This window comes from Streptomyces sp. GESEQ-4 (assembly GCF_017948455.1).
Classification (GTDB): Bacteria; Actinomycetota; Actinomycetes; order Streptomycetales; family Streptomycetaceae; genus Streptomyces.
Genome location: NZ_JAFFSU010000023.1, coordinates 46,779 through 62,181, shown reverse-complemented (window position 1 = coordinate 62,181; position 15,403 = coordinate 46,779). Strand labels below are relative to the sequence as shown.

10 protein-coding genes are annotated in these 15,403 nt (G+C 70.1%); 8 read left to right on the top strand and 2 right to left on the bottom strand.

All coding sequences use genetic code 11. The annotated features are described in order from the left end of the window. Positions 1 to 117: 117 nt before the first annotated feature. The 7 genes from KCH48_RS32735 (at position 118) to KCH48_RS32705 (ending at position 8,573) form a co-directional block, all read left to right on the top strand. Positions 118 to 3,741, top strand: coding sequence for a helix-turn-helix domain-containing protein (locus tag KCH48_RS32735; RefSeq protein WP_307841012.1), 3,624 nt, complete (start codon positions 118 to 120; stop codon positions 3,739 to 3,741). Positions 3,742 to 3,984: 243 nt separating this feature from the next. Continuing rightward, a complete protein-coding gene (locus KCH48_RS32730; protein ID WP_210579744.1) occupies positions 3,985 to 4,251 on the top strand; it encodes a hypothetical protein in 267 nt (88 codons plus the stop codon). A gap of 81 nt (positions 4,252 to 4,332) precedes the next feature. After that, positions 4,333 to 4,893, top strand: coding sequence for an RNA polymerase sigma factor (locus KCH48_RS32725; protein WP_210579741.1), 561 nt, complete (start codon positions 4,333 to 4,335; stop codon positions 4,891 to 4,893). Beyond that, positions 4,890 to 5,786, top strand: coding sequence for a zf-HC2 domain-containing protein (locus KCH48_RS32720; RefSeq protein WP_210579739.1), 897 nt, complete (start codon positions 4,890 to 4,892; stop codon positions 5,784 to 5,786). The genes KCH48_RS32725 and KCH48_RS32720 overlap by 4 nt, the downstream gene beginning before the upstream one ends. After that, positions 5,783 to 6,616 carry an ABC transporter ATP-binding protein gene (locus tag KCH48_RS32715; RefSeq protein ID WP_210579737.1) on the top strand — a complete coding sequence of 278 codons (834 nt, stop codon included), beginning with the start codon at positions 5,783 to 5,785 and terminating at the stop codon, positions 6,614 to 6,616. Before KCH48_RS32720 ends, KCH48_RS32715 begins: the two co-directional genes overlap by 4 nt. Next, the gene (locus KCH48_RS32710) at positions 6,613 to 8,001 is read left to right on the top strand and encodes a hypothetical protein (RefSeq protein ID WP_210579734.1); all 1,389 of its coding nucleotides are present in this window, start codon (positions 6,613 to 6,615) and stop codon (positions 7,999 to 8,001) included. Before KCH48_RS32715 ends, KCH48_RS32710 begins: the two co-directional genes overlap by 4 nt. Next, entirely contained in the window at positions 7,998 to 8,573 is a 576-nt protein-coding gene (locus KCH48_RS32705; RefSeq protein ID WP_210579732.1) for a hypothetical protein, read from the top strand. The genes KCH48_RS32710 and KCH48_RS32705 overlap by 4 nt, the downstream gene beginning before the upstream one ends. Positions 8,574 to 8,860: 287 nt before the next feature. Here the strand turns inward: KCH48_RS32705 and KCH48_RS32700 are convergent, their stop codons facing one another. Beyond that, positions 8,861 to 9,265: a hypothetical protein gene (locus tag KCH48_RS32700; RefSeq protein WP_210579731.1), complete on the bottom strand. Its 405-nt coding sequence runs from the start codon at positions 9,263 to 9,265 to the stop codon at positions 8,861 to 8,863. A gap of 433 nt (positions 9,266 to 9,698) precedes the next feature. Next, positions 9,699 to 12,464, bottom strand: coding sequence for a tetratricopeptide repeat protein (locus tag KCH48_RS32695; RefSeq protein WP_307841011.1), 2,766 nt, complete (start codon positions 12,462 to 12,464; stop codon positions 9,699 to 9,701). A gap of 477 nt (positions 12,465 to 12,941) precedes the next feature. On the opposite strand from KCH48_RS32695, the gene KCH48_RS32690 reads away from it, so the two are divergent. Next, a complete protein-coding gene (locus KCH48_RS32690; protein WP_210579719.1) occupies positions 12,942 to 15,392 on the top strand; it encodes a tetratricopeptide repeat protein in 2,451 nt (816 codons plus the stop codon). Positions 15,393 to 15,403 lie beyond the last annotated feature (11 nt).

The following is a 15,403-nucleotide window of genomic DNA, read 5'->3' as shown; positions in this document are numbered from 1 at the left end:
AGCGGCCGGCGCATTGTTCGGCAGTACCGTTCTGGCGGCCGAACAATGAGGTAGCTGGGGGGCGTGAGGGGTGTGGCGGGTCGTCGTGAGGTGCCGGTTGATCCGGCGTCGGGTCCGGTGCAGCGATTTGCGTCCGAGTTACGCAAGCTGCGGGCGGAAGCCGGCGGGATCACGTACCGGGCTCTGGCCCAGCGGGCGGGCTACTCGGTGACCACGCTGTCGCAGGCCGCGGCGGGCGAGCAACTGCCGACGCTGCCGGTGGCCCTGGCGTATGTGGGCGCGTGCGGTGGAGACCTGGGGGAATGGGAGGCCCGGTGGAAGGAGGCGGTGGAGGAGTCCGCCGGTGACGGCTCTGGGGACGACGACGGATCACTGACGCCGTACCGGGGTCTGGCACGGTTCGAGAGCGGTGACAGCGGTCTGTTCTTCGGACGGGAACAGCTCACCACCGACCTGATCGACCTGCTGCGCCGTCGTCGGTTCGCGGCGGTCTTCGGCCCTTCCGGCAGCGGCAAGTCCTCCCTGCTGCGGGCCGGCCTGATACCCGTACTCCGGCAGACTCAGGACCCGGACCTGCGCGCGGCCGCGATCCGGATCCTGACCCCGGGCCACCGCCCCGCCCGCAGCCACGGGCCCCTCCTCACACCCGCGACTCCCGGCGACGGCAGCGCCGGGGCGGACACGTTCGTGATCGTCGACCAGTTCGAGGAGGTCTTCACCCTCTGCCACGATGCCGCCGAACGTGCTCGCTTCATCGACCTGCTGCTGGCCGCCCGGCAGTCCGAGAGCCGCTTACGAGTGCTGCTGGCGGTACGCGGCGACTTCTACGGCCACTGCGCCGAGCACCGCGACCTGGCCGACGCACTGCGCGACGCCAACCTCCTGGCCGGTGCGATGAGCCCGGCGGAACTGCGCGACGCCGTCGTCAAGCCGGCCACGGCCGCCGGACTGACCGTGGAACGCGCCCTTACCGCTCGGCTGGTCAAGGAGGTCGCCGATGCGCCGGGCGGGCTGCCGCTGCTGTCCCACGCGTTGCTGGAGACCTGGCGCCGCCGCCGCGGCAAGACACTGACCATGGCGGGGTATGAGGCGGCCGGATGCCTGGACGGTGCGATCGCCAAGACCGCTGAGGAGGTCTACGGCCGGTTCACCGAACGCCAAGCGGCTGCCGCCCGCCGTGTGTTGCTGCGGCTGATCGCCCCTGGTGATGGGACCCCCGACACCCGCCGTCCCGTCGAGCGTGCGGAACTACCCGGCACCGGACGGGAGGACACCGCCCAGGTGGTGGAGGCACTCGCCCGAGCGCGGCTGCTCACCCTGGACGGCGACACGGTCGAGCTGGCCCACGAGGCCTTGATCACTGCCTGGCCCCGGCTACGCGGGTGGATCGAGGAGGACCGCGAACGCCTGCGTCTGCACCGGGCGTTGACCGAGGCAGCCCAGGCCTGGCAGGAACTGAACCGCGAGAAGGGCGCCTTGTACCGGGGAAGCCGGCTCGCCGCCGCCCAGGAACACTTCGGCGGCGCACCGCGCGAGGACCTGACCGACCTGGAGCACGCCTTCCTCGAGGCCAGTGGCGATCACGAGCAGAAAGGTCGTCGCCGGTACCGGCTGGTGCTCACCGCGGTCACCGCCGCCCTGTGCCTCGCCCTCGTCGCCGCAGGCCTCGCCGTGGGGCAGTGGCAGAGCGCGGTCACCGCCCAGCACCTGGCCCAGTCCCGGCAACTGGCCGCCCAGTCCAGCACATTGCTGGACTCCGAACCCGACCTCGCCGCACTGCTCGCCGTCCACGCGTATCGCACCAGCCCGACGCGCGAAGCCACGGCCGCGCTGTATGCCGCGGCGGCGCTACCGCTGCGTAAGCGGCTGGTCAGCGGCACCGGGCCCGTGGACTCCATCGCTCTCAGCCGGGACGGACACACCCTCGCCGCCAACAGCCGAGACGGCAAGGTGCGGATCTGGGAGCTGCCCGAAGGCCGGTTGCGGCACACGTTCACCGTCTACGACAGCGGCGAGATCGCGGCATTCAGCCCCGACGGACGCACCCTCGCTGTCACTGCCATCCGTGCCGACGACACGGTGGTGGCCCTCCTGGATCCGGTCACTGGTAGGAAACTCAGAACCTTCACCATCCCGGACGGTGCGGTACGCGGGATGGCTTTCAGCCCTGACGGTCGTACTGTGGCCGCCTCCTCCGTAAGTGCCGTACGGGTATGGGACGTCGCCACCGGCCGCAAGCGGCACAGCTTCACCAACCTCGACCCGCAGGCGGTTGCCTTCGGCCCTGACGGACGTACCGTCGCTGCGGTGAGCCGTAATGGAGAGGTGCGCGTGTGGGACGTGGCCACGGGCCGCACCCGGGCCGCCCGCGACAACCAGATTGAGGGCGTTGCGGTGGGCTTCAGCCCAGACGGCCGGACATACGCGGCTGTCCGCACCGACGGTTCGGTGCAACTGCGGGAGACGGCGACTGGCATCGTCCGGCGCACCATCCGGGACACTGCCAACGGGTTGGACGGAGTGGCTTTCGCTCCGGACGGGCGGACCCTCGCCATCCCCGGTCGCGGGGACACGGTACGACTGTGGGACACCGCGTCCGGCACAGCGGTGGCCACCGTGACCGCCGGTCATCACGGACGCGGGGCCATGAACGTGGCCCTCAGCGCGGACGGCCACACCCTGGTTACCAGCAACAACGGGGACCCCGACATCCGCATCCATCGACCAACTGTTGATCACCCGCAGACCACTCTGTCAGGCCAAGCCGACACCTCCGCCTCCGACTTGGCATTCAGTCCGGACGGACGCTCGGTGGCCACGGTTCACCAAGGGCCGCCCGGCCGTGGGTCCGCACAGCTCTGGGATGTCAGGACAGGCGACCGCGAAGCCACACTGGCGCTCGACACCGACCCGGCACTCCAGGCAAAGCAACTGCCCGACCCGGTTTCCCGCCTCGGGGCTGTGGGATTCAGCCCGACCGGGCGCGCTCTGGCTGCCAGGGCCGTCAAGAAGAAGGTGATCGAGGTCCGGGAGGTTGCCACGGGCCGCCTTCGCCAAAGCCGTGCCCTGGGTGCCATCGACACGGCGATCTTCAGTCCCGACGGGACGCGGCTCGCCATCGTCGGCTGGGAGGGATCGGTGCGGATCTGGCACCTTTCAACCGGCGCGCTGCACACCATCCACACCGGTCGCGGCCGACCCGTAAGGGCGGTGACGTTCGCCCCGGACGGCCGCACACTAGCCGTCGTTTACATCGAGGACAGCGGCGAACAGGTCACGCTGCTCGACGCCACCACCGGCCGTACACAGCACACCATCAAGACGAGAGTCTGGAGCCCACTGTCCCTCGCGTTCAGCCCAGACGGGCACACACTGGCCACAGCAAGCGGCAGCAACGGCTTGGTGAAGACATGGGATGCGCGCACCGGTCAGCTCCGAGACAGCCTCAGCGTCAGCGCCGAGGTGACGTCGCTGACTTTCAGCCCCGACGGACGCACCCTGGCCACAAGCAGCGCAAGAGGAGTCCAGCTGTGGGACCTCGCCACCAGCCAGATCCGAACCACCCTGCCGACCCGCTCGCCCGCAGCAGTGGTGTTCAGCCCGGACGGACGCACTCTGGCCATCAGCACGGGCAGCTCCGTCGAGCTGCGGAACGTCGACCTACCCGACCCGGCCCGCGCGATCCGGAACATCTGCGAGGCCGTCGGCACAACTACCGGCTGTCAGCCGCCCGCGCGATAGGACCTCAATGCATCACCGCAGTGTGTCCACTCGCGACGAGACTGCTGGAGCAGACAGCCGAGCGAGCGGTGGCAGTCCAGAGGCACAGCGCCCGCCCGAGCGCCGTCGCTTGCCAAGCTGAGAGCGCGAGTTCGATTCTCGTCACCCGCTCCATGGAGCCGCCGCCCCCGCGGTCCCTTCGGTGGCGTGCCACGTGGTGAAAGGGGACCCTGGATGCAGGGGCACGTGATGGAGAGACACCTCATGGCCGAGACCAGCACAGATCACAAGGCTCACACGCCGTTCCTTTCCCGCCCCGGCGTACGCCGCCTCGCACCGTTCGTTCTGATCACCGCGATCGCTCTGGTCTTCATCTTCGAGAACCGCACGAGCGTCGAGATCCGCCTTCTCATCCCAGAGGTGACCATGCCGCTGTGGGGTGCCCTTTTGATCGCCTGGGGCCTCGGCATGCTGGCCTGCGCCTTTACTGTGCGTCGACGCACGAATCGGCATTCACGACGACCGCGGTAGGTAAGGACGCCCTGCACCGAGTATGTGACGGGGCTCACGCCAAAGGGAAAACCGGCTGTCCAGGCCCGGCGTCTAGCCGGTGTGAGATCAGTGAGGAAGGCACCGGGCGAGCTGGACGAGGAGCGTCTCGTCCGGCTGGTGGCCAGGGGTGACCGCGCGGCGTTCGAGGAGCTGTACCGGCGCACCGCGCCGTGGATGGCGGTGCGGCTGCGCCGTCGCTGTGCCGACGAGCAGATCGTCGCCGAGGTCATGCAGGAGACGTATCTGGCGGTGTGGCGAGCGGCGGGCGCGTTCGCGGGGGCCTCGGTGGGCGGGACCGCTGCCGGATGGCTGTGGACGATCGCGGCACGCCGCCTCGTCGACGCCTTCCGGCGCAGGGCCCACCATGCCGAGCCGCCGCCGGCCGCCGCTCTCCCCGACGCGGCGCCCGCCGCCGAGGAGGAGGCGCTCGCGGCGACCGTCGACGGGGACGTCGGTGACGCCCTGCGGCGCCTCGCACCGGAACTCAGGCAGGTACTGCAGGCCATGGTGCTCGACGGGTTGTCCGTCCGGGAGACCGCGGTCCTGCTCGGGCTGCCCGAGGGCACGGTCAAGACCCGTGCCCGCCGGGCTCGGATCGCGATGCGGAGGGCGCTGGCATGAGTGTGGAACACGCGTCGATGCGGGTCATCGAGGGTTACGCGCGCGGCGGCACGGACCTTGCCGCCGACGAGGTGTGGGCCGTAGAGGCCCATCTGGAGGCGTGCCGGGTGTGCCGTGACCGGCTGTCTGCCGCCGTCGGTGCCGAGGTGCCCGCCGTGGCGTCGCTGGTCGACACCGTGTGGTCCGGCCTCGAACCCCAGCTGGCGGTCACCGCCACGATGCCGCGCGGACGGCGCTGGTCGGCGCGGCTGTCGAGGTGGATGACGCCCACGATGGTGCCGTGGCTGGCCATGGTCATGGGCGTGACACTGCTCGCGCTGCTGCTCGACCTGGCCGACACCGGCTCCGGCTCCGGCTTCGGCTCCGGCTCCGGCTTCGGCTTCGGCTCCGGCTTCGGCTCCGGCTCCGGCTCCGGCTCCGGCTCCGGCGAGGTGTCGCTGGTGCTGCTGTTCGCGCCGGTCCTGCCCGTACTCGGCGTCGCGGCGTCGTGGTCGCGCGGTCTGGACCCGGCGTACGAGCTGACGGCCTCGGTGCCCAGGGCCGGTCTCTATCTGGTGCTGCGGCGCACCGCGTCCGTACTCGGCGTGGTGGTCCCCGCGCTGCTGGCCGGTGGGTGGGTGACGGGGGTGATGGTGGCCCAGTGGCTGCTGCCCTGTCTGGCCTTCACCGCGACGACCCTGGCGCTCGGCGGTGTCATCGGTGTGACCCGCGCCGCCGTCGTGCTGGCCGGCGTGTGGGCCTCCGTGGTCGTGGCGCCGACCCTGGCCGCCAGCCGTATGACCTTCGCCCTGCAGACGGGTGTTCTGCCTGTGTGGGGGCTGATCCTCGCGCTCGGCATCGGTGTCGTCATCGCCCGCAGGGGGGCGTACGCCGTACTGGGAGCCCATCGATGACCCTCGGAAAGGAACACCACATGACGTCCGCGGTGAGCGCGGCCGACATCGCGCCGACGGCCTACGCCTGGGAGATCCAGGCCACCGGGCTGAAGGTCAGGGTCGGCAGGAAACGGATGGCCGTCGACGGGCTCGACCTGTCGCTGGGCACCGGAGTGCACGGTCTGCTCGGACCCAACGGGGCGGGCAAGACCACCCTCATCCGGGCGCTGGCCACCGTGCTGCGCCCCACCGAGGGCACCCTGGAGCTGCTCGGCGAGTCCGCGGGCGGCATGGGCGAGCACCGGGCGCTGCGCCGCCGGATCGGCTATCTGCCGCAGGAGTTCGGTTACTACAAGCGCTTCACGGTGCGTGAGTTCGTCGAGTACATGGCGTGGCTGAAGGAGGTGCCGAAGGCGGACATACCGGCGGCGGTGCAGCGCGCCGTGGAGCGGGTGGGTCTGGCGGACCGCGCCGACGACCGGATGAAGTCGCTGTCGGGCGGCATGGTGCGGCGGGTGGGCATCGCTCAGGCCATCGTCAACGACCCGACGATCCTGCTGCTTGACGAACCGACGGTCGGCCTGGACCCGGCACAGCGGCTGCGCTTCCGCGAGCTGCTGCAGGAGCTGGGCCAGGACACCTGCGTGGTCGTCTCGACCCATCTGGTCGAGGACGTCGCCGCCGCCTGCACCGACGTGGTGCTCTTCGCCGAGGGCCGGCTGGTCTTCCAGGGCACTCCGGACGAACTGGCCGCGGCGGGCGGTCCCGAGCATGTGGGCGACAGCCCGCTGGAGCGCGGCTACTCGGCGCTGCTCCTCAACCCCGAGCAGACCAGGGGGACTTGGTGAACGTCCGTGTCCTGCGCATCGAGCTGAGGCGCTCCGTCGCCCCGTGGGCCGGCGCCGTGGTCCTGACGACGGCGCTGGCATTCCTGTACGTGGTGGGCGCCGGGTGGGGCACCACGGCCTGGACCGCCCAGTGGACGTCGCTGGCCCTGTGGACCCGCAGCATGCTGTTCTACCTGTGGCCCCTGGCCGTGGGGCTCGGAGCGCTGCAGGGCATGCGCGACCACCGCTCGAAGATGTCCGAGCTGCTGACGAGCACACCGAGGCCCGCCCGGCACCGCGCGGCCACGCTCGCGGGCACGACGGCGATCACGCTGGCCTCGGCCTTCGCGCTCCTCGTCCTCGTGGGCGGGGTCCAGGTGCTCGCCAACACCGGGTACACGCACCTCGGGTGGCTGCCGATCTCGCTGGTGGGGGCACTCTCCCTCGTCGCGGGTGCCGTGCTGGGCATGGGAGCCGGACGCGCCCTGCCGTCCGTGCTCACCCCGCCGCTGCTGGCCATGGGCGCCTTCGTGTTCACGGCCCTCATGCACATGTCGCTGGGCCGGACGGAGACGACCACGGCGGAGGGGGTCTCCATCACGGAGCCGAACCAGATCTCGCTGCTGTCACCGGCGGTGCAGGAGGTGCGCGACGTGCTCGTCACACTCTCCGCCTCCGTGCACATCGGACAGACGATCTGGCTGCTCGGCCTGGCCGCGGCCGGCTTCGCGCTGCTGGTCGCCGCGACCCCGCGCACCCGGCTGATCGCCCTGACGCCCGCCCTGGCGGGCGCGGCGCTCGCCCTGCTCGTCCTCCCCTCCGACCCACGCCGGATCTATGTCGTCGACGAGGCCGCCGCGGAACTGGTCTGCGACGGCCCGGTGTGCGTGACCAAGACGCAGCAGGCACGGCTCGCCGACCTGTCGGGCCCCGGTAAGGAGGCGCTGCGCCTGCTGCACGGTGCGCTGGGCAGCCAGGCACCGGCCTCAGTACGGGAGAACGCCGCCGTACTCCCGGAAGGCTCCACGCCCCAGTGGTCCCGTAAGAAGGTGCTCTTCGACTTCGACGACGACATCATCGCCGCCGCGAAGGGCGAGGAGCTGACCTGGGCCCTGATCGCCAAGGGCATGGTGCCGGGGTGCACCCCCGTCGGCTGGAGCGGCGCGGGAGACGGCGCCGCGCAGACCGTCGCGGTGGGCTGGGTCCTCGGGGACCTCAGGTCGTTGCCCGGCACAACGTCAGCAAGTCTGGGCGGCGGGGTCGACGCCGAGGCCCGCCCGATCTGGAAGGAACTCAAAGCGCTGCCGCGGACCGAACAGCTCTCGCGGATCAACGCGATGCGCGCCGCCGCGCTCTCCTGCGAGGGCGACGTGTACGAGGCGCTGAAAGGCGGTGCGTCCGGGTGAGATGGCTGATGCTGTACGCGCGTTCGCGTCAGGTACCCGCCTCGCTCGCCGCAGTGGTGATCAGCACGGTGGCGGCGTGGGCACTCGCCCGGGAAGGGGGCGAGGGATCCGGTGATCCGCGGCTGCCCGTGCTCGTCCTCGCTACGGGGACGATGGCAGCCTCGATCGGGCTCAGCGGCCAGGACCTCGCGCTGGACCGGACGGCCGCCATCCGCTGGGTGACCCGCAGAGCGGCGCACGTGCTGCTCGCCGGCGCGGTCGTCGCCGCCGTGCTGCTGACGGCGCAGACGATGGGGGCGTCCATGGCCACCACCGCGTTCGTCGTCCGGGACAGCGCGGGCCTGATGGGACTGGCCGCCCTGGGCGCGGCGCTGTCGGGCGGCCAGTACGCATGGACGCTGCCGTTCGCCTGGCTCTCCCTGTCGCTCCTCGCCCCGCCCGCCACGAGTACGCCGACGCAGGTGGCGACCTGGATGCTGCTGCCGCCCGGAACACCGGCGGGCACCTGGGCGGCCCTGCTCCTCTGGGGCGCCGGCACCGCGGCCTACGCCCTCGCGGGACCGAGGCGGTAGCCGGTCCGGGGTCCACCAGGGTGAGCGAGGTCAGCGCACGTCGACGAAGTCGCCGGTGGAGGCGGCGGCCGGCCCTGTCACCGAGCCGGCCTGGGTTCGGCCGGGTGCCGGTCGACGACCGACCTCGTAGGGTGGATCGCCGCCGTCACGAGGCCATCCCGTAGCCGTAGCAGGAGCGCACGGGGGCCGCGTCGGGCCGTGCGCGCGTCTCTGCCCGGTGCCACGACGCGGAGCATGCCCGGTACCGCGTAAGGCTCTGTTGCTGGTGCCGCTCGCGGAACAGAGTGCTAGCCCTGGCCCGGCACATTGAAGTTGATCCCGGAGAAGTCACGGCCCTGTACGACCGGGCCGTTCTGTGTGCCGCCGTTGATGGTGTTGCTCGTGTCCCCGTCCCCGGTATGCAGCAGCTGCGCCTGCTGCTGCCATTGCGTCAAGTTCGCGCGAAACAGGGGGTCTTGCTCGGCACGGCGGCTCAGAACCTCGCTGAGCGCCCGCGCTCGGTCCATATCGTGGGGAGCCTCGGACAAGGAGGCCAGTTCGACTTCGCCGGTCGCCGGGCCCGGCGATCCGGCTGCTCCCTCTGCGGGGTTCCTCCGCACCAACCCGCGCAGCGCCACCCAGAGTTGCCGCCCCATCTCGCCGCCCGCCCCGGTCGCCACCGCCACGAGAAGACTCGCCGAGATCGGATCCACGCCTGTACCCCCAGTCGCGCAGCGGAGTCGAACGGAACGGAACGTCATCGTCTCAGAACCGCACACTCGGCTGAGCGGTCTCCGTCGGCCACATCCAGGGGGCCGGTGTCCGGTACCGAGCCGCGAGTCGGCGGTCAGGACCGGACACCGGGGCTTTCACATGATTGAGTAGGAGGAACCCAGACCGCTTTTTTCCGCGTATGCGTAGGCGATGCAAGTGAAAACGACTGCGGCGGCCAGGTAATCAGCGAAACGGTTGCGCATTACTGTCTCTCGGCTAGGATTGGACGAAGTTCAATTGCGGGGGCAAGGCGGAGTTCCGGCCTGGATTGACGGCCCCATCGCCCTCACGCGGCAGAACACTACCGCCCCTCCGCCGGACTTGTGCATCAACGGAAGAACATTTGAACTCCGGGCCGCGCCGCCCTGATAACTAGGTGGTGACTTCGCCCCGCCGAAGTGCGGCCAGCAACCCCGCGGCACGGGCCTCTTCTGCGGGCGCCCCTATGCGCCTGCTGACGGCCAGGCTCTCCTCCAGATGGGCCACGGCTTGAGCCATGCGTCCCGCATCCCGTTCGGCCAGGGCCAGGTCGTACAACACGTCGGCCTCTTCACCCGCCGCACGAATGGCACGTGCCACCCCGAGCGCGGCGACGTGCTGCCGAAGAGCCTCCTCTGTGCGGCCGACCACCCGGTACGCCCTGCCCGTTCTCGTGAGCGCGATGGCTTCCGCCCGCCGGTCTCCGACGTCCCGCAGTACCTGCAGCGCCATGCCGTACAACGCGAGGGCCTCATCGGTCCTGCCGAGGTCGTCCATGACGGACGCCAAATTCATTTGGAGCGTTGCCTTGTCTCTGGGATTCCCCATACGCTCCGCCACGACCATCGCCTGCCGGTAAGCGGATTCGGCGGCGTCTGAGCGTCCCGTCCGCTTGTAGAGTTCCGCCGTGTTGTTAAGCGCGCTGTACCTTCCTCGCTCATCCCCTATTGCCGTGAATTCAGCAAGTGCCGAGGCGAAGCACGCCAATGCCTCTTCGTTCTCTCCCAAGTGAAGGTGAGTTATTCCGAGCAAGTTTCGACAGCGCGCGACCCGGAGCAGATTTCTTGTTTGCGTCAGGGAATTGAGGGAGTCTTTCTGGAGCGATCGGGCCAGTGCGTACTGACCTGTCTGCCACAAGGAGATCGAGAGTTGGTGAATGCATTCGCTCGCCAGTTCCTGGTCCCCCAGAGCCCGCGCGAGGTCAAGCGCCTCACGCGCCGCCGAGATCGCCTCGTCGTAGCGGGAACCGTGGGTGTACACGGCGCAGAGGTCGAGCAGGGATCGCGCCCTGGCCACGCTGTCACCTGCGGCGTTCCAATGGGAGGCGGCGCGGCGCAGCAACGGCTCGGCCGCGTTGAGGTGTCCCTCCATGTCCAGGAATCCCGCCAACACATGAACAGAGATGGCTAGTTGACTTTCCGTGCCATGGTGTACAAGCCAGTTCAGTGTGTCCAGGAGATTGGCCGATTCGGTGATCAGCCACCGTTCTGCCGACTGCGCGTCGGCGATTTCCGGACACGGCGGAGGGACGGGAGCATCGACCTCGAGATCCGTGCGAGAACGGAAGGGATAGGCCAGCCGGTCCGCCCGGTCCGCGGCATTGACGTAGTGCTGCACGAGACGTTGTACGGCCCGTCGGACATCGTCCTCGGAATCGGTGTCACCGGACTCGACCAGCGATCTCGAGTAGTCGCGCAGGAGATCATGCATGGTGAAACGGTGTGGAACGGACTCGGACACCAGGTGATGGATCAGCAGTTCCTCAAGTACGCGTTCGGCCGTTTCCTCGGAGAATCCCGTGAGTGCGGCGATCGCACCAGGCCCGAACTCCACCCCACGGTGCAAGCCGATACGGCGGAAGACCAGCTGCTGGTCGGCATTCAGCGCGCGGTACGAGACCTCGAAGACATGACTCAACGCCCTTTCCATGTCGTGCAGTTGAGCGAGACGGCCACCACCGCCGCCCAGTTGGCGCAACAGATCGGACGTGGTCCATGAGGCACGGGCGAGCAGTCGGCTCGCGGCGATCTCGATGGCCAGAGGGAGGTACCCGCAGATGCGGACAATCTCTGCCACGTCCGACGAATCGGTGTGACGCTCTCTCCCCAGCCGCTGCGAGAAGAGTGCGGCCGCGTCCTTCGGCGGCAGTACATCAAGGGAGACCGGCCGAACACCGGGCAGCCCGGGCAGCCGTCGGCGGCTGGTCACGACGACCGCGGTCGGGGAGGCGCCCGGAAGCAGCGGACGGATCTGTGCGGAGGACATCGCGTCGTCCAGAATCACGAGCATGCGGCGGTCACGCGCCACCGAGCGCCACAGGGCGACCAACTCGTCCAGCTCACGCGGTAGTTCTTTGGTGGCCATGCCGAGCAGCCGCAGCAGCTCGGTGAGTGCCCGGGCCGGGGTCGGCGGTGTCCGGTCGGCGGACCCGCCCAGATGAAGAAAGACGCGGCCGTCCGGAAAGCGGTCACGCAGCCGATGTGCCAGGTGGACGGCCAGGGCCGTCTTCCCGACACCCCCCATTCCGTCGATCGCCTCGACGGTGACGACGTCCGAGGCTCCCTGCCCCTCACAGAGCGCCGAGGTGAGCCGCCGCAGTTCATCGCGCCGTCCGGCCCACGGAACATCACGCGGCAGATTGTCCGGAACCTGACGCGCCGGCCTCACGGGTGCCTTCTTCTCGGCTCCGGCGCGAGGGAGCAGGGCCGCCGCGGGAGTCCCCGCCAGGATTCCCTGGTGGACTCGGCGCAGTCCGTGGCCGGCGTCGAGACCGATGTCACGAACGACGCGCTGCCGAGTCCGCTGGAGCAGTCTGGTCGCCTCGGCCGTCCGGTTGCTGCCGTACAGCGCGACGGCCAGTCGTTCGGCCAGGGCCTCGTCGACAGGGTGTGCCTCGGCCAGGGGGAGGAGCAGGGGAACGGCGTCGGTGAACTTCCCTCCGTCGAGAAGGATCTCGGCTCTCGTCATCGCGGCCACAAGACTGGTCTCACCGACAGCGGCGCGCAGATGCTCGGCCCAGGATCCGGCGATCCCGGCCAGCGGTTCACCACGCCAGAGACCGTCCGCCCGGTCCAGCAGGCGCAGGGCGGCTTGCTCGTCCTCGCCGTCCCTGAGGACACGGGCTCGCTCGACGCAGCTGGTGTAACAGCGCAGGTCCACCCGGTCCGGATCGACCTCCAGGGAGTACGAGTTCGTCCGGCTGACGATCGCGGGTGCGTCGGCCCCGGCGATCCGCAGCGAACCCCGGATCCGTGAGATGTGAGTGTGCAGCGCTTCCCTGGCCTTGCCGGGCGGATGCTCGTCCCAGATGCGGTGGACCAGCGTGTCCACGCTCACCGTACGGCCTGCGTCCCAGGCGAGGGCGGCGAGCGCGACACACGTCTTTGTCGATCCGAGATCACTACGGCGGCCCGCTGCACGAATCTCTACTGATCCCGAAAGCCTGATCTCGAACTCCACCAGCGTCCTCCCCGCCGGTAGGGCCTGTGTTTGCCGAGCATTCGAGAGTGTCATGGACTGGCAGAGGCGACCATAAGTGGACGCAATACGCTCAAAGTTGACCGATATACAGCCGCATTAGTTCATGTCTCGTCCGGAGCGGGGAGGGACTCCCGGGAATCGAAAGGAGTTGCGGACGTGCGTGCTTTCTCCTCGGACGGGCTGGAGGCTTTGCTGTCGGCCATGGCCGCCTGCGACGCCGACCCGGAATCCCCCGCGTGGCGCGATCTGGCCCAGGTAGTGGCCACCGCGGCCCGCGCGGACCCCTCGGTGACCCGGCTCTGGCCCCCGCGCGCCACGGGTGGAGGGCCGGCCGCGGCAGCATCCCGGCAGGAACTGGCCCAGGAACTCCACGCGTTGGCTTCGCGGGACGCGGCCACGCTGCACGCCCTGACCGAGTGGGTGCGCCACCATCCTGGTTCCACCCATACGCCACCCCGCCCCCCGGCCGCGGCCACCACCAACGTCATCAGCGGCGATTCCGTGCTCCACGGCCCCAGCGTTCAGGCCCGGGACATCCACGGGGGCATCCACTTCCACCCGCCTTCCCCACCACCCCGCCCCGGCCTTCCCGTGCCCCGTCAACTGCCGCCGGTGACCGCACGGTTCATCGACCGGGAGGCCGACCGAAGTGCCCTGAACGCCCTGCGCGCCCGGCGTTCGGCGAACGCGCCGCAGGTCCTGGTGGTCAGCGGGCTCGCGGGCGTCGGGAAGACCACCTTCGCCGCCCACTGGCTGCACGAGCACGCCGGCACCTTTCCCGACGGCCAGCTCTACGCCGACCTGGGCGGACAGACCCCCGACGGAGAGAACGGTCCCACCTCCCCGGTGGTCGTCCTGGAAGCCTTCCTGGTCGCGCTCGGCGCGTCCTCGGTGCCGACCGGGATCGCCCAGCGCAGCGCGCTGTGGCGTTCGATGACCTCGGGACTACGGCTGGCAGTCCTCCTGGACAACGCGTTCACCGCCGCTCAAGTGCGCCCGCTCCTGCTCGGAACGCCGACCGGCCTCACCATGGTGACCAGTAGAAGCAACCTGACCGGACTGCGCGTCGACGGGGCGTGCATACACCAACTGACCGGGCTTCCTGCCGAGTCGGCCGTCGAGCTCCTCACCGTCGGTGGCGGGACACGCGTGGCGCGGGAGCCCGCCGCCGCGCGGGAAGTGGTCAGACTGTGCGGCCGCCTGCCCCTGGCAGTGGCCCTTGCCTCGGCCCAGCTCGCCCTGCGCCCCCACCGTTCCGTGTCCGCCCTGGCCGACAGTCTGTCCCGTGGTCAAGGGGCCGTCGACACGCTGCGCGTCGACGGGGAGTCCGTGATGCGTACGGCGCTCGACCTGTCGTACGACATTCTCCCGGACGACAGCCGTGCGCTGTACCGCAGGATGGGACTGCTGCCCGCGGATCGCTACGACCACGCGTTGCTGACCGCCCTCGCGGGCGGCGGAAAGGACCCGAATGACGCCGGGCACGCCGCCGACATCGCCGTAAACGCGCTCGTGGAGGCGAATCTCCTGGAGGAGACGGGTCCGGGGATCTACCGATTCCACGACCTCGTCCAGCCGCATGCCCGTCGGCTCGGCGAAGAGCGGGAGGACGCCGGCCGGCGCGAGCAGGCGCTGCGCCGCTTCGTCGACTGGTGTCTGTCCACCGCGGCTTCGGCGGAGAGCATCCTCACCCCCAGCCACCGGCTGCCGGGGCACGACGTCCCCGCGGGAACGGTGCCCGCGACCCCGCTCGACGGCCCCGAGGAGGCGCTCGCCTGGCTGGACGCGCACCGCAACAGCCTGATGGGCGCGGTACGACACTCTGCCCGGGTCGGCTGGCACTCGTCCTGCTGGCGTCTGACGGACCTCATGTGGCCCCTTTTTCTCCGGTTACGTCCGTCCGAGATGTGGACCGAGGCACACCGGCTCGGTCTCGAAGCGGCGCGTCGGAGCGGATCGAGGCAGGGGGAGGGCCGCATGCTCACCTCCGGCGCCATCGGCTTGCGCAACGCCGGCCGGTATCCGGAGGCGGCGGACTGGTACCGGCAGGCACTGGAGCTGGCCACGGCCGACGACGACGTACGCCAACAGGCGCAGGCGTTGAGCGGCTTGGGCCACGTCAGCCTCCTGACCCACCGGCTCGACGAGGCACGCGCCCACTTCGAGCACACCCTGCGACTGAGGGAGTCGATCGGCTACCGGCGCGGGGCCGCCCTCTCCCGGCGGCGCCTCGGCGAGACCGCTCTGGCCGGCGGTGACCTGGCCACGGCCGCCGAGCAGCTGCGCCGGGCCGCCGCCGAACTCGAGTCGCTGGGAGAGACGTACGAGGCGACCCGCGTCCTGGCTCTGCTCGGCCATGTCCTGGACTGCAGCGGAGACCACGACGAAGGTGCCGCACGCTTGCGGGAGGCTCTCGCGCGCTTCCGAGCGGGTGACGCCCGGTCCGAGCACTGGGAGGCACGATGCCTGGAATGGCTCGGCCAGGCCGCCGAGACGCGTGGCGATCATGCGGAATCGATACGCCTCTACGAGGCCGCCCGGGATCTCTTCCGACACCTGAACCCCGAGGACGCAGAGCGTCTCGACGGTCGGCTGCGGCAGCAGTGACCGCCGCCGCA